The organism is Modestobacter sp. L9-4 (assembly GCF_019112525.1).
Classification (GTDB): domain Bacteria; phylum Actinomycetota; class Actinomycetes; order Mycobacteriales; family Geodermatophilaceae; genus Modestobacter.
In genome coordinates, this window is the sequence record NZ_CP077800.1 from 3,359,628 (window position 1) to 3,381,553 (window position 21,926).

A 21,926-nucleotide genomic window follows, 5' to 3' on the forward strand; every position below is an offset into this window, starting at 1 on the left:
GCGGAGAGGGCCCCAACTCGCGCGAACGGCTCGGGGAGGCGCCTTGACGCGCGACTGTCGCTTACGTCGGCAGCCTTGTGAGGCGAGAGCAATAATAGCCGCTGTCACCAGATCGAACGAGACGCGAAGGACCTGCCATCCGTAGCAACACCACCCGCCGCGGAGGTCGACCACAAGGACTGGAGAATATGCGCGAGTGGAAACAGTACGAGGAGGAGGCCGCGAGTTTTTTCCGTAGCTTGGGCATGGAGGCTGACGTCCAGGAAACGATTGCGGGGGCGCGCACCACTCACGACGTTGACGTACTTGTGCGATCGAGTCAGTTTGGGTTCGACATGTTGTGGGTGGTTGAGTGCAAATTATGGCGAACTCCCGTGACCAAGTTGCACGTGCTCGGATTGCGACAAATAGCCGTTGACCTGGGGGCTGATCGTGGCATCCTGCTGTCCGAAAGCGGATTCCAGCGGGGCGCTCTCGAGGCCGCCGAGCTGACCAACATCCAGTTGGCTTCCCTCTCTGACCTCAAGCGCAGCGCAAGTCATCAAGTTGGTCTGGCCGAACTTCGTCGAATGGAGGACCGTGTTGACGACTGCCGCAGGCGCTACTGGGACCTACCCAAAGAGCACCGTATTGCTACGGGCTTGCGGCAAGAGGTGATGATGGTCGGGTACTCCTTGGCCAGCCTCCTCGAGTCAATCGAGGCATCGATGAACGAGGCTTTCCGCGGCCGGCTTCCGATCAAACCTGGGCGCATGGGTATGGGCTACTCTGCCATCCCAGCAGCTACAACCCTCGAACTTGCCAAGATTGTAGGTGAGCTTCTTGATGATGGTGAGCAGCGCCTGACAGTGTCTGAGGCAAAGTTCAGGGAGAATAACGGCGAACGCCAACGGTAATGCTGCGATGCTCGGTGAGCCCCACCGTCTCCGCACTACTGCAGAGCAGATGCTTGTATTCAACAGCCACCTTCGTCCCTGGGACGGGGTCTGACGGAAAGCAGCCTAGACTCGATGCTGTTCTCGTTTGAAGGTCCGAGCGTGGACGACTTACTCAACGACAGCCTCGAGGCGGTCATCGCCGCAGGAGAGGCAACGCGACCTAGCAAAGGGGCGACTCTAGAACTCTATGGTTGCACATTCCGCCTCACTAACCCCAGGGCTCGTCTCAGCCGTTCGTCGGTGCGCGGCCTAGCGTTTAGCCCCTTGGGTGAGCTTGCATGGTACCTATCGGGTTCAAATGATGCCTCCTTCATCACTCATTACATTTCTGACTACAGCAAGTACGCGGAGGCGGATGGCCGAATTCACGGGGGTTACGGCCCTCGTCTGTTCGGATCCGATAGGCAAGCTCAGATACACAACATCGTCAGTGGACTGCGGGCAAATCGAGCATCCCGCAAAGCGGTCGCGCAAGTGTTCGAGAGCGCAGACCTCTCTCAGGGCTACTTGGATGTACCCTGCACATGCACAATTCAGTTTCTCGTGCGCGAAGAGCGATTGCAGATGATCGTATTCATGAGATCGAACGACCTCTTCATGGGCTTTCCGCATGATGTATTTGCGTTCACCATGATCCAAGAAATTGTAGCTAGGTCATTGGGTATCGAAGTTGGAACCTACACGCATATGGTGGGAAGCCTGCATCTCTACGCCAAAGATCTGGGGCGAGCCAAGTTGTTCTTGCAAGAGGGCTTCCATGACACCCTGGGGGTAATGCCGGCGATGCCCGGAGGGGATCCGTGGCCAGCAATCAAAGAATTGTTGTTGGCCGAACGGGCAGCACGGTCAGGCGCCGCCCTGTCGCCGAGCCTAGACGACCTGCCGTATTGGAAGGATCTTGCCCTTCTGCTCCAGGCCTACGCTGTGCGCGATAGTGTGGACGGGCTAGAAGCGCTCCGTGATCAGTTCAGCACCGACGCCTATTGGACGTACCTTCGGGCCAGAATTGATCGGTTAACTGTCCTGAGACAACAACCGTAGTTGGGAAGGTGTAATGAAGCAGGCGGACATGGATGAGGCCACCCGTCTCTTGGCAGCGCTTCAAGGCCATGAAGATCAGTACGGGGCGCTGCCAGGACTAGGTACCGCAGGGTCCCACCAATCGCTCGTCCTTCAGTTGATCGATAGCCAACGACGGAACCGGTACGTCGACCACCTTCGGTCGGTCGAGCTGTCTGACCGGCCGCTGGATCCTTCATCCGGCCTATTTGACCCCGTTAGAGCTGCGATCATCCTTGCTCGGCGTGATGAACTCGACGAAGCGTTCTGGATGATCTTCCTCTATACACACTTTGGCAAGAACCGGCGATCGGGTTTTGGGTACGCGCGAGCCGTCTACGGTGCCCTAGATCAAGGAGAATCTTGGAGTTGGCGGCGGACCACGGCAGACGTGTCAGCGTTTCGTGTGTGGCTACAAGAAAACAAGGACGCCATTCGCGCCAGTAACATGCCTGGCGGATTCGGCAATCACAGGAAGTATGAGAGTCTCGACGGTTGGTCGGACAAGGGTACAGGCGCGGTCTTTGAGTCGTACGTCGACTGGGTCGGACCGGTTGGACATGTCGACAAACTGGCGGATATCGCAAACAAGCATGGTGGAGCCCTGACGTTCGAGGGGCTCTCCGGTTCCCTTCGCGAAGTCAAGCGATTCGGTCGTACTGCTTGCTTCGACTATGTCATGATGGCGAATAAGGTAGGGCTTATTGACTGCCCACCGTCGCACGCTCACCTGAAAGATGCCACTGGTCCCGCAGCGGGGGCCCGTCTTCTCTTCAAGGGGAATGCCGATTTGAAGGCCGAACTCGCCGACCTTGAGTTGGCGTTAGAGCGGTTGCAGGGATCGCTCTCAGTGGGCTACGACGTGCTTGAGGATGCTATCTGTAATTGGCAGAAGAGTCCAAGCGCCTTCAAATCGTTTCGAGGCTAGGACCGCGCCAGCGATAGCGTCGCTTCGCCTTGTTCAACTGCGCGTAGCTCAACGCGCCCGCATGTTGGAAGTGCCCCACTATAAGACCTGGGGCTATGCCTGACTGGCGGGCCAGTAGCTGGAGCTGCCTGTAGCTGGTGGGTGGCCTGACCTGCGAGCCGATTAACTCATCGGAAATTATCTTATCGGCGGCCCATTTGTTCGCCTCAAGCTCTAGCCGGTCCGTGGTGTGGCCTATCTGCTCTGGTTCTAGGCTGTCAACGTGTACTGCTTCATGGCCATGAAGCAAGACGTGGGCGGCCTCGTGAAAAAACGTGAACCATAAGTGATCGTCTGTAAGATATCGAGCACTCAGTACAATCATTGGCTCATGTTCGATTGTACGGTATGTAGCGCCACTTGCTGGACAGCCAGAAGGCGCTTTCACTAGTGCTACCGCCACTCCCGCTTCCGCGCACAAATCTCTCAAACGCGGGAGAAACACGGCGGGATCTTTGAGCCAGGTGAGTCGACGGATTGCCGGGATAGCGCCAGCAAACAGGGTGTGGTTGTAAGGCGCCAAAGTAAGCGATCTGGTCTGCAACTGGGCTCGACGAAGCCATGCCGCTACGGCGATCTCACTGGTCGGCGTGGCGCTCGTGGTGCGAAACTGAGTCTGCTGCAGGGCTGGTTCGTAGGTGGCCTTCCAGGACTCTAGATCGGGGACGCCAAAAAATTCAAGCAGGACGTCGATCCGGTCAAGCCAGTTGTCGGTCCGTTGTATCCAGCCTAAAGAAGATGCCAAATCAGGCGGTGCAGCCTGCGCCCAGCGATCGGCGTCAAGTCGCCGGCGATCCTCGTAGTACTGCTCTGATCGTCTTAACCAAAACCTCGGCGAAGAGCCAAGGGATTGGGACAGTTTGTGGGCGATTTCCGTGGTTATGGGAGCGCGACTTTCGACGAGTTGGCTGACCGTCTCAAGGTCAAGGTGCATGCTGTTCGCAAGACTCGAGAGCGTCAACTGCTGTCGCTCCATCGCGGACCGCATGGAACGTCCGGGCGGTGATGCCCAGCGAGGAATGAATTCCGAATTGTCAACGCTCACCTTGCACCTCGATCTCGTGCAGTCGAAGTCGCCAAACTGCCTCGTAGTCTACAGGTTGACCAACCAGCCAAGTCGCGCCGGGATGGTTGGCGTACAGGATGAGTTGGACCTTGGCGGTCAGCTCGATGTAGACAATTAGTTCACCGTCTTGAATATCGCTGGAAATGTCGAGCAAATCCGTCAGCGACTCGGCCGCGCGTATATCGGCTAGTCGGTCAATCAAATTGTCCGCGGCAGTCGATCCGAGGGACCGCTCAGCAGCCTCTGGGTCGGTACAGAGATGGCGTAGTTTTTTGGTTGCGAAGGCGAGCTGCAAGTAGCGCTCCCTCGCGATCCTCTGCATTGTGGGTGGACACAGGCTACCCGGATCTGCGTCGACTGTCAGATGTTCAGTCTGCGGCCAGCGTGCTCGAATCCACGTCATCAGGACTGCTGTGCGGCGGCCTTGGCTGTGGTGGGCGCTGTGCGTAGTGCCCAAGCCCGTAGGGTGAGGACGCCCCGCTGGGCCGCTCGCCGGCGTGCGGACCCTTGGGGGGTGAGGGGGCGTTCTTGCCGTCGCCAGCCGCGCGCCGGTGGATCGGCTGTGCGCTAGCGCTGAGGATATCGGCGGCCGTGGCCCTGCGGACTTCTCGCGACGCTGACTGACCGCGAGCGAAAGCTGGCTGGCTTGGGACGGGCTGTCCAACCAAGGGATCGTCGAGCGGCTGTTCGTGAACCAGCTGACTATCCGGACCTACATACACCGGGCCACGATGAAGCTGGGCGCTCGCAACTCATCCTCACCGGTGGCTATTGCCCATCGGAAGGGCCTGGTCCGGGCGTTTTGACCGGACGCCTCAACACGACGACGCCCCGGTCCGCACAAGGCGGACCGGGGCGTCGCGGGGTGGATCAGCGCAGGTCGAAGCGGTCCAGCTCCATGACCTTCACCCAGGCGGCGGCGAAGTCCCGGGCGAACTTCTCCTGCATGTCGTCGCTCGAGTAGACCTCGACGATGCCGCGCAGGATGGAGTTGGAGTTGAGCACCAGGTCGTTCGCGGTCGCCGTCCGGATGATGTTGCCGTCAGCGTCGAGGCCCTCGTAGACGTCCTCGTCCGAGACCGACGTCCGCCACTGGACGCCCAGGTCCAGCAGGTTCCGGAAGAAGTCCTGCGACAGGACGCCCGGCCGGTCGGTGAACACGCCGTGCTGCACGCCGGCGGTGTTGGCCCCGAGGACCCGCAGGCCGCCGATCAGCACGACCATCTCGCGCGCGGTCAGCTCGAGCATGTACGCGCGGTCGATGAGCAGCGTCTCCGGCTGGAGCTTGGCGCCCGGCTTGAGGTAGCTGCGAAAGCCGTCGGCCTTCGGCTCGAGCCAGCGGAAGTTGTCGACGTCCGTCTGCTCCTGGCTGGCGTCCGTGCGACCCGCGTGGAACGGCACGGTGAGCTGCACGCCGGCGTCGGCCGCGGCCTTCTCCACCGCCGCGGTGCCACCGAGCACGATCAGGTCGGCCAGCGAGACCTTCTTGCCGGTCTCCTGCTCGAACGCGCTCTTGACCTGCTCCAGCACCGGCAGCACGTCGGCGACGCCCTGGTTGGCCGCCCAGTTGATCTGCGGCTCCAGGCGGATGCGCGCGCCGTTGGCGCCACCGCGCTTGTCGGTGCCGCGGTACGACGCCGCCGCCGACCAGCTCGTGTGCACCAGCTGCGACACGGTGAGGCCCGAGGCGAGCAGGCGCGCCTTCAGGTCGGCGATCTCCGCCTCGCCCACGAGCTCGTGGTCGACGGCCGGGGTCGGGTCCTGCCAGATGAGCTCCTCGGCCGGCACGTCCGGGCCGACGTAGCGGCTCTTCGGGCCCATGTCGCGGTGCAGCAGCTTGAACCACGCGCGGGCGTAGGCGTCGGCGAAGTACTCCGGGTCGTTGTAGAACCGCTCGGAGATCTCGTGGAAGCTGGGGTCGGCCATCAGGGCGAGGTCGCTGGTCAGCATGATCGGGGCGTTCCTCTTGCCCTCGATGTGCGCGTCGGGCACGAGCTCCTGCGCCTCGGGGTTCTTCGGCTTCCACTGCTTCGCACCGGCCGGGCTCTCGGTGAGCTCCCAGTCGTAGCTGAACATCATCTCGAAGTAGGTGTTGTCCCACGTCGTCGGCGTCGGGGTCCACGCACCCTCGAGGCCACTGGTGATCGTGTCGGCGCCCTTGCCGGTGCCGTGCTGGCTGATCCAGCCCAGGCCGTTGCCGTGCACCGGGCAGCCCTCGGGCTCCGGGCCGATCAGCTCCGGGTTTCCCGCACCGTGCGTCTTGCCGAAGGTGTGGCCACCGGCGATCAGCGCGACGGTCTCTTCGTCGTTCATGCCCATCCGGCTGAACGTGACGCGGATGTCGTGCGCGGAACCGACCGGGTCCGGCTTGCCCTGCGGGCCTTCCGGGTTGACGTAGATCAGGCCCATGGTGACGGCGGCCAGGTGGCCGTCCTCCAGGTTGAGCGGGGCCTCGTCGGCGTAGCGCTCGTCGCCGAGCCAGGTGTCCTCCGGGCCCCAGAAGACCTCACCGGGCTGCCAGGTGTCGGCCCGGCCGAAGGCGAAGCCGAACGTCGGCAGGCCCATGTCGTCGTGCGCGACGTTGCCGGCGAGCACCAGCAGGTCGGCCCAGGAGAGGTTGCGGCCGTACTTCTGCTTCACCGGGAGCAGCAGCCGGCGGGCCTTGTCCAGGTTGGCGTTGTCCGGCCAGCTGTTCAGCGGGGCGAAGCGCTGCCCGCCCTCGCCACCGCCGCCACGGCCATCGGCGATGCGGTAGGTGCCCGCGGCGTGCCAGGACATGCGGATGAACAGCGGGCCGTAGTGGCCCCAGTCCGACGGCCACCAGTCCTGCGACGTCCGCATGACCTGCACGAGGTCGCGCTTGACCGCCTCGACGTCCAGCGTGGCCACCGCGGTCTTGTAGTCGAAGTCCCCGCCCAGCGGGTCGGAGTCCGCGGAGGTCTCGTTCAGCACCTGGACGTCGACCTGGTTGGGCCACCAGTCGCGGGTGCTGCGCGGGCGACCGCTGGTCACCTGCTGCGGCGCCTTGATCGCCGGGTTCTCGCTCTCACTGGTGCTCGCCGACTCGGCCTTGGCGACCTCGGTCTTGTCGTAGTCGTCGACGTCGACCTGGGACTTGTCGTACTCGGTCACGGAGCGCTCTTCTCTGCGGGAGGGGTGGGGGAGGGGGCAGCCGGTGCGGTGGCGCAGGAGCTGCACCGGCCCCAGAAGACGACCTCGGCCTCGTCGACGACGAAGCCGGGCGGAGCGTCGGCGGACGGCGTCAGGCAGGGCGCTTCGCCGGTGGCGCAGTCGACGTCGGTGATGACGCCGCAGGACCGGCAGACCAGGTGGTGGTGGTTGTCGCCGACCCGTGCCTCGTACCGGGCGACCGACCCCTGCGGCTGGATGCGCCGCAGCAGGCCGGTGTCGGTGAGCACGCGCAGCACGTCGTAGACGGCCTGGTGGGACACCGCGTCCAGGCGGGTGCGCGCGGCGCCGATGAGCGCCTCGGTGTCCAGGTGCGGATGGGCGTGGACGGCGTCCAGGACGGCGAGACGCGGTCGGGTGACCCGGAGACCGGCGGCCCGGAGGTCGCGTTCGAGGTGCTCGGCAGCTGCCATGTGAGGGGAACTGTGTCCCACTCACTGGAACCGGTCAAGGAAGGCCGAGCGGACTCAGCCCCGGGACCAGTGCCGCAGGTAGCTGCGGTACAGCCAGCCGTCGACCCAGGCGCGGTCGGGCTCGTCGGGGATCGTGGAGCTGGCGCGCAGCGCGATGAGCTGCTGCTCGGCATCGTCGACGGCGGCCACGACCTCGGCGAGCGGGACCTCGCCACGGCGGACCGACCGCAGGTACGCGCGCTCCGGCTCGGGCACCGGCAGGGTGATCCGCCCGGTGCTCAGCAGTTCGACGCCCTGCACCCCCAGCCGCAGCGCGTGCATGGCGTACTTGGTGTCGTAGCCGTGCACGGCCACCAGCTCGGGCCGGTTGGTGTGCGCCCCGACCTCACCGGTCATCGCGCCGCGCTGGGACGCCAGGTAGCCGAGGAACCGGTCGGCGGCCAGCAGGGAGACGAACCGGTGCGCGTTCTCCACCAGCTCCACGCCGGCCTCGTCGCGGTGGACGACCTCGGCGTCGGGCACGAACAGGAGCAGCAGGACCGTCGGGTTGCCGGCCAGCGCCAGTCGCGCCCACTTGCGCGCCGAGTAGACGACGACGTCCAGGTCGCCGGCGCCGGAGCGGTTGGCCAGGCCGCCGGGGGAGTCCCAGACCGTGTGGCGCTGGTACTGCTCGAACTCGACCATCGCGGACCCCGCGCGCGTGCCGGCCGGCACCCGGGCGACCCCGGTGACGTGCTCGGGCGGCTCGAGGCAGATGCCCATCTCGTCGCGGTCGTCCTGGCCGGAGACCGACGTCCCGTGCACGCCGGACCCGACCTGGACCCGCAGGATCGTCCCCTGCTCGGCGATGCGCCGGGCCTCCTCCGAGGCGTGCGGGTGGTCGAACCCGGCCGGCAGCGACCGGTCCCCGAACACGACCGGCACCTGGGTGTGCGTGGGCTCGGCCGTCATGGGCGCCAGGTTCTCACCGCGACGGCGGCTGCGGCCAGCAGATACTGAGGGGGTGACGGACGGCGAGGTGCGGCGTCCGGCCGCGGGGCTCGTGCAGCTCGGCGGTGCCGCGGCGGCGGTCCTGGAGGCGGTGCGGTCCGCCGGTGGGCGGCCCTACCTCGTCGGTGGGTGCGTCCGGGACGCCGTCCTGTTCCCCGGTCGCCGTCCCGCGGACGTCGACGTCGAGGTGTTCGGGCTGGAGCTCGACCGGGTGGCCGCGGCACTCGCGCCGGTCGGCCGGGTCGACGCCGTAGGCCGGTCCTTCGGGGTGCTGAAGGTCCGCCGGGACGGCGAGGACCTCGACGTCTCCGTACCGCAGGCGCTGGTCGACGGCGCGCGCGTGGCCGACCCCGCCATGTCGCTGGACGATGCGGTCCGCCGCCGTGACTACACGGTCAACGCGCTGGTGTTCGACCCCTCGACCGAGGAGGTCGTCGACCTCGTCGGCGGCCTCGCCGACCTGCGGGACGGCGTCCTGCGGCACACCGGCCCGGCCTTTTCCGACGACCCGCTGCGGGTGCTGCGCGGCGTCCAGTTCGCGGCGCGTTTCGGTTTCCGGCTCGCGCCGGAGACCGCTGAGCTGTGCCGGAGCCTGGCGCCGGCGTACGCCGACCTGCCCCGGGAGCGGGTCTGGGGTGAGTGGCGCAAGCTCGCCGAGAAGGGGCGGTTCCTCAGCGCCGCGCTGGCCGCCCTGCGGGAGTCGGGCTGGCTGGCGTCGGTCCCGCAGCTGGCCCGGTTGGACGGCGTGCTGCAGGACCCGCGCTGGCACCCGGAGGGGGACGCGCTGGTGCACTCGGGGCTCGCGGGCGACGCGGCGGCGGCGCTGGCGGACGAGGCCGGGCTCACCGGCGACGACCGCGCCGTCGTCGTCCTCGGTGCGCTGCTGCACGACCTGGGCAAGGCCCGGTACACGCAGCACCGGGCGGACGGGCGGATCACCTCGCACGGTCACGCCGAGGGCGGGGTCGCGCCGGTCGAGGAGCTGCTGGCGTCGATCGGTGCGCCGTCCGCGCTGGTCGCCCGGATCACCCCGATCGTGCGGGAGCACATGACGGCCATCACCACGGGTGGCCGGCCCAGCTCCGCCGCGGTGCGCCGGCTCGCCCGCCGCCTCGAGCCGGCCTCGATCGCGGAGTGGTCGCTCGTCTGTGGCGCCGACCACGCCGGCCGCGGCACCGGCTCCGGGCCCAACCCGACGACGTCCTGGCTGGAGGTGGCCGGGTCCGCGGGGGTGGACGAGCGAGCGGGCGGGCTCCTGCTGCGCGGGAGCGACCTCATCGCCCTCGGCATCCGGCCGGGTCCGCACTTCGCCCCCGTCATGCGCGCCGCCCTCACCGCCCAGGACGACGGTGAGTTCATCGACCGGGACGGCGCGGTCGCCTGGCTGGCCCGGGCCGAGGCCGACGGGCGCCTCGGCCGGCTCCTCGCCGAGGGCCGACGGCCGTAGGACCCCGGCCCGTGCGCCGAGGGACACACCGGCCTGGGCCGATGGTCGTACACGTCCGGGTGTCGGCACGCAGATCGATTGCGCACGGAGTCCGCACGCGCCAGCATCTGGGCCAGCGCGACGCGTGATCATGCTGCGGGCCGCGGGGGACCAGCACTGCGTTCTGTCGTCGACGCTCGGGAAGACAACTCCATGACCGGCTACGTGCTCCGCCGTTCCGCGCTCTCACTCGGCCTGCTCGCCGCACTGCTGGCCGCCGGTGGCGCAGTGCTCATCAGCCTCGGCGTCCCGGTCTGGGTGCCGATCCTGGTCGCCGTCCTGGTCGTCGCGGGGCAGTACGCGCTGGCGCCCTACCTCGTGCAGTGGCTCATCCCGGCGCAGCGGATCGAGTGGGTCGGCGACCGCTACGACACCCGGCACGAGGTCGGGGAGATCGTCGCCCGGCGGTGCGCGGAGGCCGGGCTGAAGCCGGTGCGGCTGGGCATCGTCGACGACGGGACGCCCAACGCCTTCACGTTCGGCCACACCCGCGGCAACGCCCGCATCTACGTCACCCGTGGCCTGCTCGAGCGCCTCGACGAGCGCGAGCTGGACGCCGTCGTCAGCCACGAGGTCGGGCACGTCAAGCACAACGACGTCCTGGCCATGGCGGTCGCCGGCACCGTGCCGATCGTCCTGTACTTCGTCTACCTGTCGCTGCGCGGCAGCAACAACGCGAACACGGCCATCCCCGCAGTGGTCAGCTACGTCGGCTATCTGTTCTCCCAGCTGGTCGTGCTCTCCCTCAGCCGCGCCCGCGAGCTGGGTGCCGACCACTACAGCTGCTCGGTCACCGGGGACGGCGACGCGCTCTGCTCGGCGCTGGTCGCCATCGGCTACGGCATGGGCCAGGTCGACGCCCAGCGCGCGTCCGCCGCGCACGAGGCCAAGGAGGGCAAGGACAAGGAGCGGCAGAAGGTCCTGGCCAAGGAGGACCGTCGGCACCAGCGGATGCGGTCGGTCGGCGTCCTCGGCATCGCCGACCAGGCACAGGGCGCCACCGTCCTGGCCGCCCGCGAGCGTGGGCTGGACCCGCGCGAGGTGATCGGCGCGCTGCGCTGGGACACCTGCAACCCGTGGGCGCGCTGGACCCAGCTGTTCAGCACCCACCCGCTGATCGTGCGACGCATCGCCGCCCTGGAGGACAGCGGCCTGCCCGGCGCCCCGACGCGGTGGAGCGCCCACGAGGTCGCGCAGTCCTGCGTCGGCCCGGAGGTCACCCGCGCGCGGCGCCGCTTCTTCCTCGAGCTGCCGGTGCGGTACCTGCCGCTGATCGCGCTGCTCGTCGGTGCTGTCGGCTGGGGATCGCACCACTGGCTGCTGCTCGCGCAGGCCGCCACCGTCGGCGGGGTCGCGCTGTTCGTGCGCACTGCCTTCAGCCGCCCGCTCGCACCCAGCCGGCCGGTCGCCCGGGTCACCGAGCTGCTCACCCGGCTCGACGCCAGCCCGGTCACCGGCCTGCCCGTCGAGGTGCGCGGGCGGGTCATCGGCCGCGGGACCCCCGGCTACGTGCTGAGCCCCGACCTCGTCGTCCAGGACGAGTCCGGCTTCGTGCCGGTGCTCTACCTGCAGCCCTGGCCCTTCGCCCGCAGCCTCTTCGGCCTGCTGCGGGTGCCGGAGCTGCTGGACACCGACGTCGTCGTCCGCGGCTGGTACCGGCGCAGCCCGGCGCCGGTGCTCGAGCTGCGGGAGATGGTGCCGGCCGTGGGGGAGCGCGTGCGCGGGTTCCAGTGGGTCGTCGCCTACGCCGCCTCGGTGCTGATCGCGGCTGTCGGCGGCGCGGCCTGGCTCGTCATGGCACTCGCCGCCTGACCGGGCCGGTCGTCCGCGTACGGAGGACCGGCCCGTGCACTGCGTGAGGCCGGCGCGTGAGCTCGTCACCGGTGCCGTCCGCGCCGCTGTCAAGGGTGCGGCCGGATCTGTGGACAGGCGCCTGAGCTGGTCTTTCGGGTTGTAGGCGACTGCTCGCGGCGGTAGGATTCGAACAAGTGTTCGAATGCGTCGGGAGGTGTCCGTGAGCGAGATCCGGTCGGCCGTCGACGCGCTCGCGGCCGAGGACCTGCACGGGCTGACGAACGGGCAGACGTTGGAGCGGACGGCGGCGCTGGTGCAGCTGGCCAACCGGGTGGCGGCGGAGCTGACCCGCACGGTGCGGCACGGGGAGCTGACCCAGGCCGCCGAGCACGACGGGCTGAAGAGCATGCGGTCGTGGCTGATCGGGCATGCGCGGCTCGCCCCGAACGATGCGTCGAAGCTCGTGCGGTCCGGCCGTGTGCTGGAGCACTTCCCGGCGGTGGCCACCGGCTTCGCTGACGGGGAGGTCACCGCCGCGCAGGTCGACCTGGTGGCCGACGCCGTGCGTCCGGCCGACGTTGCCCGCGCCCAGGAGCAGGACGTCGACCTCGGCGCCTTCGACCGGGACTGGGCGACCATCGCGGCGGGCGCATCGCACGACGTGCTCAAGGTGGCGGTGCAGCGCTTCGCGGACGCCCTGGATCCCGACGGGCCGGAGCCGGACCCGACCGAGGGGCGGCGGCTGTCGATCGCGAAGCACGCCGACGGCAGCGTCACCGGGCGCTTCGAGCTGGATGCCGTCGGGGGAGAGAAGGTGGAAGCGGCGATCGAGTCGATCGTGCAGGCGAACCGGCCGAAGGGTGATGAGCGCACACGCGCGCAGCAGAACGCCGATGCGCTGGTGCAGCTGTGCGACAACCAGCTCGCCAGTGGTCATCTCCCGACGTTGCGCACGGTGAAGCCGCACGTGATCGTGACCGTCGACGTCGAGGACCTGGTGGACCCCGCGACCGGACCAGACGCCGCGCGCACCGGGTTCGGCGCCACGCTGTCGGCGGCTCGGGCGCGGTGGGTGGCGTGCGACTCGACGGTCACCCGGCTGGTGCTGGGCCCCGACGGGCTCCCGCTGGACGTGGGCCGGACGCACCGGGTGGTGCCGCCGCACCTGCGCAAGGCGGTGGAGCAGCGGGACGGACATTGCGTCTTCGCCGGCTGCGGAGCGCCGACGCACTGGTGCGACGTCCACCACCTCGTCGAGTGGGTCAACGACGGCGAGACGTCACTCGACAACTCGGCCTTGCTCTGCGAACGGCACCACACGAAGGTCCATCACGGGTTCCGGGTGGCACGTGACGACGGGGCACCACCCGGTCACCGGTGGCGCACCTGGCGACCTGACGGCACCGAGATCCTCATCGGCCCCCTGCTGCCCTGACCCTGCGGGCAGCCCTTCCGGTCGTGACGGTTCCGCATGGGCCTGCGGCTGCCGATGGTCCTGGCATGCGCAGGACCCTCCTCATGACCATCGCGGCGACCGCCGCGCTCACCACTGCCTGCTCCGGCGGGGCCGACGAGACCGCCGCCGCCCCGGCCACGGTCACCCAGACGGTCGTGGCGCCCGCTCCCGCCCCGGCACCCGCGCCGGCACCCGCGCCGGCCCCCGCCCCGGCCCCGGCCGCCGCCGCGGCCGCGGCCGTGCTCACCCCGGCGCCGGCGCCCGCTGCGGCGGCCAGCCCGGCAGCTGCCGTCGTCGACTTCACGATGCCGGACCTGGTGGGCACGAACCTGCAGATCGCCCAGAACACCGTCCAGGAGAACGGCGTCTTCTGGTCGGTGTCCCACGACCTGCTGGGCATCCGCAAGCAGGTGATGGACGGCAACTGGCAGGTCTGCGATCAGAACATCCCGGCCGGCCAGCGCATCACCGGCCAGGCCGAGGGCGCCATCGACTTCGGCGTCGTCAAGCTCGAGGAGACCTGCCCCTGACGGTCCGTCACGGTGCAGGTCCCAGCCCGGTCGGCGCGGAGGTCGGTCGCGCACAACCGGTCGTGGCACCATGAGTGCTCCAGCCACCCGACCGCGTCACCGATCAGGTCCGGGCGGCTCGTGTCACCGCTGGGCTGGACCTCCTGTCGAACAAGCGGCAGGAACAGGTGAGGACTCCCGATGGAGCACGCACAGCACGACGTCGTCACCGACTCCGAGCCCCTGCTCGACGGGCAGGCGCAGGCGCGGTACACCCTCATCAGTGCCCCCGGCTGGCCGGAACCGCAGGCGCTCGACGCCGCGGACGACGACGTCGCCGTCCAGCTCGGCCGGCGGCTCGCCCGGGTGCGGGACGAGGCGTCCCGGCGTCCGGACTGGCCGACCAGTCACCGGGTGGAGCGGTGCGTCGGCCCCGCCCGGCTGGTCCTCAGCGCGTGGGTGTCCCGCCGCTGACCGTGCGCCCGACGCGGGGACGGGACGACGGCCCGGCCCCGCGTCGGAGGCGTCACCAGCCGACGGCGCCGTGCCGGTCGGTGAAGGTGCCGGTCGGACCGTCGGCGCTGATGGTCGCCATCGCCACGATCGCGTCGGTGCCCTCGGTGACGGTCTGCGGGCCAGAGTGGCCGTTGAAGTCCGTCGCCGTGTAGCCGGGGTCGACGGTGTTGACCCGCAGCTCCGGCAGGAACTGGGCGTAGACCGAGGTGATCATGTTGACCGCCGCCTTGCTCGCCGAGTAGCCGACCGTGGGCAGCGAGTGCTCGATCCGGGACTCGTCACTGCGCACCGTGAACGAGCCCAGTCCGCTGGTCACGTTGACGATGACCGGCGCCGCGGACTCGCGCAGCAGCGGCAGGAACGCGTGCGTCGTCCGGACGACGCCGACGGTGTTGGTGTCCAGGACGGACAGCACCGACGGGCCGTCGAACTCCTCGACCCCGATGAACGGGCCGGAGATGCCGGCGTTGTTGACCAGCACGTCGAGCCCGCCGAAGCGCTCGCGCACCGTCGTGGCCGCCGCGGCCACCGACGCGTCGGAGGTCACGTCGATCTCCACCCACTCCACGCCGAGCTCCTCGGCCGCCTGCTGCCCGCGCTGGGCGTCGCGCGCCCCGATGACCACGCGGTGCCCGTGCTCCTTCAGTCGCCGGGCCGTCTCGAAGCCCAGGCTCTTGTTGCCGCCAGTGATCAGTGTCGTCGTCATGCCCAGAACGGTGCGCCCGTCCGGGGAGAGCCGGGTAGGCGCGTTCGACCGTATGACTGGCAGTACCACCCAGCCCGCCCGCGAGGGACGACGATGGGCGCATGGCCGACCGTGGGGACTTCGCATCGCTGCTGCGCGCATGGCGGGAGCGGCTGCAGCCGGCCGCGGTGGGCTTCCCCGCGGGCAACCGGCGCACCAGCGGGCTGCGCCGCGAGGAGGTCGCGCTGCTGGCCGGCGTCTCGGTCGACTACCTGGTGCGGCTGGAGCAGGGCCGCGCCGACCGGCCCTCGGTGCAGGTGGTCGCCTCGCTCGCGCGGGTGCTGCAGCTGTCGGACCTCGAACGCGACCAGCTGTACCTCGCGGCCGGGCTGCCCGCCCCGCTGCCCACCGCCGTCCCGACGCTGATCCCGGCCAGCGTGCAGCGGCTGCTGGCCCGGCTCCCGGACGTCGCCGTCGGCGTCTGGACCTCGCACTGGACGCTGCTCACCGCCAACGCCGCGTGGCGGTCGCTGCTGGGGGAGATCAGCCCCGGCACCAACCTCGTCGTCGCGCACTTCGCTGGCCGCGAGCCGGAGGTCGTGTGGTCGCCCGGTGACCGGGAGCGCCACGAGCGGGCCCTGGTCTCGGACTTCCGCACCGCGCTCATCCGCTACCCCGACGACCCGGCGCTGCGCACGGTGCTCGCCGAGCTGGAGACCTTCGACCGCTTCCGGCAGCTGTGGGCCGAGGGCACCGTGGTCGAGCACAGGTTCCAGTCCAAGACCTTCGTGCACCCGCTCGTCGGGCAGGTGACCCTGGACTGCGACGTCTTCACCGCCATCGGCACCGACCTGCGGATCGTCGCCTACACCGCCGAGCCCGGCACCGAGGACGCGTCCCGGTTCGACCTCATCCGCACCCTCGGCACGGTCGAGGTCATGCCGGGCTGACCGCCGCGGCCAGCGAGGACAGCAGGGCCAGCGCCTCGGCCGACCGCGAGGACGGGTCGGCCTGGTAGACCACCAGCACCTGGTCCTCGGCGTCGGCGACGGCGAACTTGTCGTAGCGCAGCTCGAGGTCGCCGACCTGCGGGTGCGTCACGCGGTACACCCCGCCGCCGGGGTGCCGGCGGACGTCGTGTCGGGCCCACAGCTGCCGGAACAGCTCACTGCGCACCGACAGCTCACCGACCAGCTCGGCCAGGTGCGGGTCGGCGACGTCCGGCCCGGCCGCGCTGCGCAGGACGGCGACCAGCTCGGCCGCCGTCGCCTCCCACTCCGGCCCGAGCCGGTGGGCGTCGGGCTCGAGCAGCACGGCGCGGAGCAGGTTGGTGCCCGGGCGGAACAGCGGCGAGAGCGCCACGGCCAGCGGGTTCGCGGCCAGCACGTCCAGGTGCCTGCCCTGCACGAACGCCGGCGTCCGGTCCCACGTCGCGAGCAGCCGGGCGACGCTGGGCCGTACCCGCTCGGTGCGGCGGGACGTGCGCCGCCGGCGGGGCGCGGGGTCGGCGAGGTCGTGCAGGTGGGTGGTCGAGGCGGGGTCCAGACCCAGTGCACGGGCGACCGCGTCGAGCACCTGCGCCGACGGGTGCCGGTCGCGGCCCTGCTCCAGCCGCGTGTAGTACTCGCTGCTGATGCCGGCCAGCATCGCCAGCTCGTCCCGGCGCAGGCCGGGGACGCGGCGCGCGCCGGTGGCGGTGATGCCGACGTCCTCCGGTCGCACCTGCTCCCGCCGGGCGCGCAGGTACTCCCCGACCAGGTTCTCCGTCACGCCCCGACGGTAGGGCGCACCGGCGCGGCTGTGCCTGGCCCTGCCGGCACCCCTCTCGACACGGCCTGGTGGGCGCCGCGCCGGGGTCCGAGGCTCGGGTCATGACACGCAACTGGCTCGTGACCGGGGTGAGCAGCGGCTTCGGCCGGCTGCTCGCCGAACAGCTCCTCGCCCGCGGCGACCGGGTCGCCGGCACCGTGCGGCGGCCCGACGCGGTCGCCGACTTCCGCGCCGTCCACGGCGACGCGTTCTCCGTCCACCGGCTCGACCTCACCGACACCGACCGCATCCGGGGCGTGGTGGACGACGCCGCCGCTGCCCTCGGCCGGCTCGACGTGATCGTCAGCAACGCCGGGTACGGGCTGTTCGGCGCGGCCGAGGAGCTCAGCGACGAGCAGGTCACCCACCAGCTCGACACCAACCTGCTCGGCTCGATCCAGCTCGTGCGGGCCGCGCTGCCGCACCTGCGTGCGGCCGGCGGCGGGCGGGTGCTCCAGGTGTCGTCGTCCGCAGGTCAGGCCGCCTGGCCCGGGTCGTCGCTGTACAACGCGACCAAGTGGGGGATCGAGGGCTTCTGCGAGGCCGTCGCCGCCGAGGTCGTGCCGTTCGGGATCGGCGTCACGATCGTCGAGCCCGGCGGCGCCCGCACCGGGTTCGGTCCGAACGGGCTGCGCTTCGCCGAGCCGCTGGAGGCCTACGACGGCTCACCGGCCGCCGCCGTCCGGGCGTTCCGCGACGGGGGTCCGCCCGGGGTGATCGGGGACCCCGGACGGATGGTGGCAGCGATGATCGACAGCGTCGAGCAGACCCCCGCCCCGCTCCGCCTGGTGCTCGGCAGCGACTCGTGGGCGGCGGTCACCGCGTCGCTGGAGTCCCGGCTGGAGCAGGTGCGCGGCCAGCGGGTCACCGCCGGCGCCACGGACGGCTAACCTCCGGGTCAGGCGGCCGCGGGCTCCGGCCGGTCGTGGCGGGGCATCAGCAGGACGGCGACCAGCAGCAGCACCGCGACCACCGCGGTGGCGATGAAGACGTGGTGCACCGCGCTGGTGAGCAGCCCGGTGTCCACGCCCGCGCCCTCCAGCGACGCCGCCCCCACCGTGGCGTTCACGACCGCGCCGAAGGCGGCCACGCCCAGGGCGCTGCCCATCGACCGAAAGAACATGTTGGTGCCGGTGACGACGCCGCGCTGCTGCCAGCCCACCGCGGTCTGCGCCGCGATCAGCGTCGGGGCGGCGGTGATGCCCATGCCCAGCCCGATCGCGAAGCAGGTGGCCCCGACCTGGACGACGCTCGACGTCGCGTCCAGCAGGAGCAGCAGCGCGGTCGCCGCGACCACCACGGCCGACCCGAGCAGCGCGGTGGCCCGGAAGCCGATCCGCAGGTAGAGCTTGCCCGCCTGGGAGGCCGAGACCGGCCAGCCGATGGTGAGCGCGGCCAGGGCGAAGCCGGCGACCAGCGGTCCGGTGCCCAGCACCTCCTGCACGTAGGTGGGCACGTAGGAGGTGAGCCCGAGCAGCACCGCGCCCACGCAGGCCGAGATCAGGCTGGTGGTGACGATCAGCCGGTTGCCCAGCAGTGCCAGCGGGACGACGGGGTCCGCGGCGCGCCGCTCGACGGCCACGAACGCCGCCAGCAGCAGGACGCCGGCCCCGAGGACGCCGATGCTCTGCGGTGCCGTCCACGCCCAGGCCTGCCCACCCTCGAGCAGCCCGAGCACCAGCAGGGTGAGGCCCGCGGTGAGCACCCCGGCGCCGAGGTAGTCGATCTGCGGGCGGCTGCGGGTGACGGTCTCGGTGAACTTGCGCCACAGCATCCCGGCGGCCAGCACGCACAGCGGCACGTTGACGAAGAAGATCCAACGCCAGCTGACGTACTCGCTGAACACCCCGCCCAGCGTCGGCCCGACGACCGAGCTGATCGCCCACACGCTGGCCAGGTAGCCCTGCACCTTGGCCCGCTCGGACAGCGAGTACAGGTCGCCGACGATCGTCATGGCCATCGGCTGGACCGCACCCGCGCCGATGCCCTGCACGGCGCGGAAGGCGATCAGCGCGCCCATGCTCCAGGCGAAGCCGCACAGCACCGAGCCCAGCAGGAACAGCCCGATGCCGAACATCATCACGGGCTTGCGGCCGAAGACGTCGGCGAGCTTGCCGTACACCGGCACGGTGACCGCCTGGGCCAGCAGGTAGATCGAGAACAGCCACGGGAACTGCGCGAACCCGCCGACGTCGGCGACGATCGAGGGCACCGCGGTCGCGATGATCGTCGAGTCGATCGCGACCAGCGCCGTGGAGAGCATCACGCCGATCAGCACCGGCCCCCGCTCGGACCGGAAGCCGACTCCTGCTGACGCCGTCGCTGTGGTCACGGGGGACCATGGTCCTCGCTCGGCGCCCGTGGTGCTGAGGACAACGAACGACCTTGCTCACACCCGCGTGGCAGCCTGGGGGCATGCGCGAGGTCGTGGTCGTCGGTGGGGGAGTGCTCGGGGTCTCGACCGCCGCGCACCTGGCCCGGCAGGGGGCGCGGGTCACGCTGCTCACCGAGGCCGGGCTGGCCAGCGAGGCGTCGGGGCGGTCGCTGTCCTGGCTGAACTCCGCCGGCGAGTTCCCGGCCGAGTACCACCGGCTGCGCATGCTCGGCCTCGACCGGTACCGCGCGTCCGGCGCACACGTCTCCCTCCGCGGCGGGCTGCGGTGGGGTGAGGGTGTGCGGGCCGCCTACGAGCACCAGACGGCGATCGGCTACCCGGCGGAGTGGCTCACGCCCGACGAGGTGGCCGCGGGGGTGCCGGGTGTCGACCCGGCCGCGGTCCCGGCCGACGGTGCGCTGTTCAACCCCTCGGAGGGGTGGGTCGACCTGCCGTCGCTGGTCGACGCCCTCGCCCACGACCTGGTCGCCGCCGGGGGAGCGGTGCGCACGTCGGCCGGTGCCTGCTCGCCCGTCGTGGCCGGCGGCCGGGTGACCGGCGTCCGCACGGGCGACGGCGCGGTGGTGGGTGCCGACGCCGTCGTGCTGGCCACCGGCGCCGGGGTGCCGGCGGCCCTCGCCGAGCTCGGCGTCGTCGTCCCCGACGCCACGTCGAACGCCCTGCTGGTGCGGACGGTGCCGGTCGACACCCCGCTCACGGCCGTGCTCAACACCCCGCGGGTCGCGCTGCGGCCGGCACCGGGCGGGTCGCTGGCGATGGACGCGGACTGGTCGGCCGGCGAGGTCGTCCGCCGGGACGACGGCAGCTACGCAGTCCCCGACGCCACGGTCGCGGAGCTGCTGCAGGAGGCGTCCCGGGTGCTGGCCGGTCGGCCGGCGCTGACGGTGGAGTCCCACGGCGTCGGGCGCAAGCCGGTGCCCGGCGACGGGCACCCCGTGCTCGGACCGGTGCCCGGCGTCGACGGGCTGCACGTCGCCTTCACCCACAGCGGCGCGACGCTCGGGCTGATCGCCGGGGAGCTGCTGGCCGGCGAGGTGCTCAGCGGTGAGCCCAGCCCGCTGCTGTCGGCGTTCCGGGTGGACCGCTTCCCCGGCTGACCGGCGACCGGTGCACCGGCCCGCGGACGGACGTCGACACATCGTCCACACCCGGCGGCTGGACTGGTCGCATGACGATCGAACCGGCACCGCCGCAGACGTCCGACCCGGGCCTCGCCGAGCTCGCCGCCACCGTCTCCGGCGTCGTCCTCGCGCCCGGGGAGCCCGGCTACACCGAGGAGTGCACGCCGTTCAACCTGGCGGTCACCCACCGGCCGGCGGTCGTCGTCGGTGCGGCCACCGCCGCCGACGTCCAGGCCGCCGTCCGGCACGCCCGTGACCGCGGGCTGCCGGTCGCCGTGATGGCCACCGGTCACCAGACCTGGCTCAGCGCGGACGGTGCGGTGCTGGTGACGACGCGGCGGATGTCGGGGGTGCGGATCGACCCGTCCACCCGGACGGCGACGGTGGGGGCCGGCGTGACCTGGCAGCAGGTGGTCGACGCCGCGGCACCGCACGGGCTGGCGCCGCTCAACGGCTCCTCGGCGACCGTGGGCGTCGTCGGCTACACCCTGGGCGGCGGGCTCAGCCCGACGATGGGGCGGGCGTTCGGCTGGGCCGCCGACGCCGTGCAGGAGATGGACGTCGTCACCGCCGACGGCGCGCTGCGCCGGGTGACCGCCGACGGGCCGGACGCCGACCTCTTCTGGGGGCTGCTCGGCGCGAAGGGCGCCCTGGGCATCGTCACCTCGATGTCGTTCCGGCTCTTCCCGGTGTCCCGGCTGCACGCCGGCGGGCTCTTCTTCGCCGGTGCGGACGCCGCGGCCGTCCTGCACGCCTACGCCGACCTGACCGCGACCGCCCCCGACGAGCTGACGACCTCAGTCGCGTTGCTGCGCATGCCGCCGCTCCCGACCGTGCCGGAGCTCCTGCGCGGCAGGTTCGTCGTCCAGGTGCGCGTCTCCCACCTCGGCACCGCCGCCGCGGCCGACGAGGTGCTCCGGCCGCTGCGGGAGGCGGCGCCGCTGCTGGTCGACACCGTCGGGGAGCTGCCCTACCGCGAGTTCGCGAGCATCCACGCCGACCCGACCGGCCCCGTGACCGTCTCCAACCGGTCGGCGCTGCTCGGACCGCTGACCCACGAGGCCGTCGGTACCCTCCTCGAGTGGGCCGGCGATGGCGCCGCGTGCCCGGTGCCGGTGCTCGAGCTGCGCCACCTGGGCGGCGCGCTGGCCCGGGGCAGCGAGGCGGCCAACGCCACGGCCGGCCGGCACGCCGAGTTCGTCCTGCACGCGCTCGTGCCCGGCACGGAGGAGCAGGCAGCCCCGGCGCTCGCCTGGACCGAGGCGCTCGTCGAGGCGCTGGCACCCGCGGTCGTGCCCGGGCGCAACGCGAACTTCGTGGGCGCCGGGGACGTGGACCGGCAGGCGGTGGCCGCCGCGCACGACCCCTCGACCCTCGCGCGGCTGCGGCAGGTCAAGCGCGCCGTCGACCCGGCCAACACCTTCCGGCTGACCCACGACGTGGCACCGCTGGGGTCGACCGTCCGGTGACGACGGGGCGCGTCGTCGTCACCGGGCGGGGACCCCGGCAGCTCGCTCCCGCCACGTGAGGGAC

21 protein-coding genes are annotated in these 21,926 nt (G+C 70.6%); 13 read left to right on the forward strand and 8 right to left on the reverse strand.

Annotated elements, in window-relative coordinates; all coding sequences use genetic code 11:
* Positions 1-188 precede the first annotated feature (188 nt).
* The 3 genes from KUM42_RS15875 to KUM42_RS15885 all read left to right on the forward strand — a co-directional run bounded on the left by KUM42_RS15875 (position 189) and on the right by KUM42_RS15885 (position 2,925).
* The gene (locus tag KUM42_RS15875; RefSeq protein ID WP_255557514.1) at positions 189-896 is read left to right on the forward strand and encodes a restriction endonuclease; all 708 of its coding nucleotides are present in this window, start codon (positions 189-191) and stop codon (positions 894-896) included.
* Positions 897-1,037: 141 nt separating this feature from the next.
* Positions 1,038-1,979, forward strand: coding sequence for a thymidylate synthase (locus KUM42_RS15880; protein ID WP_237493495.1), 942 nt, complete (start codon positions 1,038-1,040; stop codon positions 1,977-1,979).
* Positions 1,980-1,992: 13 nt separating this feature from the next.
* A complete protein-coding gene (locus KUM42_RS15885) occupies positions 1,993-2,925 on the forward strand; it encodes a hypothetical protein (RefSeq protein WP_237493496.1) in 933 nt (310 codons plus the stop codon).
* Here the strand turns inward: KUM42_RS15885 and KUM42_RS15890 are convergent.
* A complete protein-coding gene (locus tag KUM42_RS15890) occupies positions 2,906-4,009 on the reverse strand; it encodes an ImmA/IrrE family metallo-endopeptidase (RefSeq protein ID WP_237493497.1) in 1,104 nt (367 codons plus the stop codon). The genes KUM42_RS15885 and KUM42_RS15890 overlap by 20 nt on opposite strands.
* The gene (locus KUM42_RS15895; protein ID WP_237493498.1) at positions 3,999-4,325 is read right to left on the reverse strand and encodes a hypothetical protein; all 327 of its coding nucleotides are present in this window, start codon (positions 4,323-4,325) and stop codon (positions 3,999-4,001) included. The genes KUM42_RS15890 and KUM42_RS15895 overlap by 11 nt, the downstream gene beginning before the upstream one ends.
* Positions 4,326-4,686: 361 nt before the next feature.
* On the opposite strand from KUM42_RS15895, the gene KUM42_RS20435 reads away from it, so the two are divergent.
* Positions 4,687-4,836: a hypothetical protein gene (locus KUM42_RS20435; protein WP_370629364.1), complete on the forward strand. Its 150-nt coding sequence runs from the start codon at positions 4,687-4,689 to the stop codon at positions 4,834-4,836.
* 64 nt (positions 4,837-4,900) lie between these two features.
* Here the strand turns inward: KUM42_RS20435 and katG are convergent, their stop codons facing one another.
* Genes katG through KUM42_RS15910 form a run of 3 tightly spaced genes read right to left on the reverse strand, consistent with a single transcriptional unit; the run spans position 4,901 to position 8,583 of the window.
* Entirely contained in the window at positions 4,901-7,162 is a 2,262-nt protein-coding gene (gene katG / locus KUM42_RS15900) for a catalase/peroxidase HPI (RefSeq protein ID WP_237493499.1), read from the reverse strand.
* On the reverse strand, positions 7,159-7,632 hold the full coding sequence (locus KUM42_RS15905; protein WP_237493500.1) for a Fur family transcriptional regulator: 474 nt from the start codon (positions 7,630-7,632) through the stop codon (positions 7,159-7,161). The genes katG and KUM42_RS15905 overlap by 4 nt, the downstream gene beginning before the upstream one ends.
* 54 nt (positions 7,633-7,686) lie before the next feature.
* Positions 7,687-8,583, reverse strand: a complete 897-nt coding sequence (locus KUM42_RS15910; RefSeq protein ID WP_237493501.1) for a DNA polymerase beta superfamily protein — start codon at positions 8,581-8,583, stop codon at positions 7,687-7,689.
* A gap of 52 nt (positions 8,584-8,635) precedes the next feature.
* Between KUM42_RS15910 and KUM42_RS15915 the strand changes: the two genes are divergently transcribed.
* The 5 genes from KUM42_RS15915 to KUM42_RS15935 all read left to right on the forward strand — a co-directional run bounded on the left by KUM42_RS15915 (position 8,636) and on the right by KUM42_RS15935 (position 14,341).
* Positions 8,636-10,069, forward strand: coding sequence for a CCA tRNA nucleotidyltransferase (locus KUM42_RS15915; RefSeq protein WP_237493502.1), 1,434 nt, complete (start codon positions 8,636-8,638; stop codon positions 10,067-10,069).
* Between the two features lie 192 nt (positions 10,070-10,261).
* On the forward strand, positions 10,262-11,920 hold the full coding sequence (locus KUM42_RS15920; protein ID WP_237493503.1) for a M48 family metalloprotease: 1,659 nt from the start codon (positions 10,262-10,264) through the stop codon (positions 11,918-11,920).
* A 202-nt stretch (positions 11,921-12,122) separates the two neighbouring features.
* Positions 12,123-13,337, forward strand: a complete 1,215-nt coding sequence (locus KUM42_RS15925) for an HNH endonuclease signature motif containing protein (RefSeq protein ID WP_237493504.1) — start codon at positions 12,123-12,125, stop codon at positions 13,335-13,337.
* A 65-nt stretch (positions 13,338-13,402) separates the two neighbouring features.
* Positions 13,403-13,888: a hypothetical protein gene (locus tag KUM42_RS15930; protein ID WP_237493505.1), complete on the forward strand. Its 486-nt coding sequence runs from the start codon at positions 13,403-13,405 to the stop codon at positions 13,886-13,888.
* A 180-nt stretch (positions 13,889-14,068) separates the two neighbouring features.
* Positions 14,069-14,341: a hypothetical protein gene (locus tag KUM42_RS15935; RefSeq protein ID WP_237493506.1), complete on the forward strand. Its 273-nt coding sequence runs from the start codon at positions 14,069-14,071 to the stop codon at positions 14,339-14,341.
* Positions 14,342-14,393: 52 nt separating this feature from the next.
* Here the strand turns inward: KUM42_RS15935 and KUM42_RS15940 are convergent, their stop codons facing one another.
* The gene (locus KUM42_RS15940) at positions 14,394-15,089 is read right to left on the reverse strand and encodes an SDR family NAD(P)-dependent oxidoreductase (protein WP_237493507.1); all 696 of its coding nucleotides are present in this window, start codon (positions 15,087-15,089) and stop codon (positions 14,394-14,396) included.
* Positions 15,090-15,190: 101 nt separating this feature from the next.
* Between KUM42_RS15940 and KUM42_RS15945 the strand changes: the two genes are divergently transcribed.
* Complete coding sequence (locus KUM42_RS15945) at positions 15,191-16,018, forward strand: helix-turn-helix transcriptional regulator (protein ID WP_237493508.1); 828 nt, start codon at positions 15,191-15,193, stop codon at positions 16,016-16,018.
* Here KUM42_RS15945 and KUM42_RS15950 read toward each other — a convergent pair.
* Complete coding sequence (locus KUM42_RS15950) at positions 16,005-16,838, reverse strand: helix-turn-helix domain-containing protein (protein ID WP_237493509.1); 834 nt, start codon at positions 16,836-16,838, stop codon at positions 16,005-16,007. The two genes, KUM42_RS15945 and KUM42_RS15950, sit on opposite strands and share 14 nt — an antisense overlap.
* Before the next feature lie 101 nt (positions 16,839-16,939).
* On the opposite strand from KUM42_RS15950, the gene KUM42_RS15955 reads away from it, so the two are divergent.
* Complete coding sequence (locus KUM42_RS15955; RefSeq protein ID WP_237493510.1) at positions 16,940-17,767, forward strand: SDR family oxidoreductase; 828 nt, start codon at positions 16,940-16,942, stop codon at positions 17,765-17,767.
* Positions 17,768-17,775: 8 nt separating this feature from the next.
* Here KUM42_RS15955 and KUM42_RS15960 read toward each other — a convergent pair whose 3' ends face one another.
* On the reverse strand, positions 17,776-19,209 hold the full coding sequence (locus KUM42_RS15960; protein WP_237493511.1) for an MDR family MFS transporter: 1,434 nt from the start codon (positions 19,207-19,209) through the stop codon (positions 17,776-17,778).
* An 83-nt stretch (positions 19,210-19,292) separates the two neighbouring features.
* Between KUM42_RS15960 and KUM42_RS15965 the strand changes: the two genes are divergently transcribed.
* Positions 19,293-20,369: an FAD-binding oxidoreductase gene (locus tag KUM42_RS15965; protein WP_237493512.1), complete on the forward strand. Its 1,077-nt coding sequence runs from the start codon at positions 19,293-19,295 to the stop codon at positions 20,367-20,369.
* 71 nt (positions 20,370-20,440) lie between these two features.
* Complete coding sequence (locus KUM42_RS15970) at positions 20,441-21,862, forward strand: FAD-binding oxidoreductase (protein ID WP_237493513.1); 1,422 nt, start codon at positions 20,441-20,443, stop codon at positions 21,860-21,862.
* Positions 21,863-21,926 lie beyond the last annotated feature (64 nt).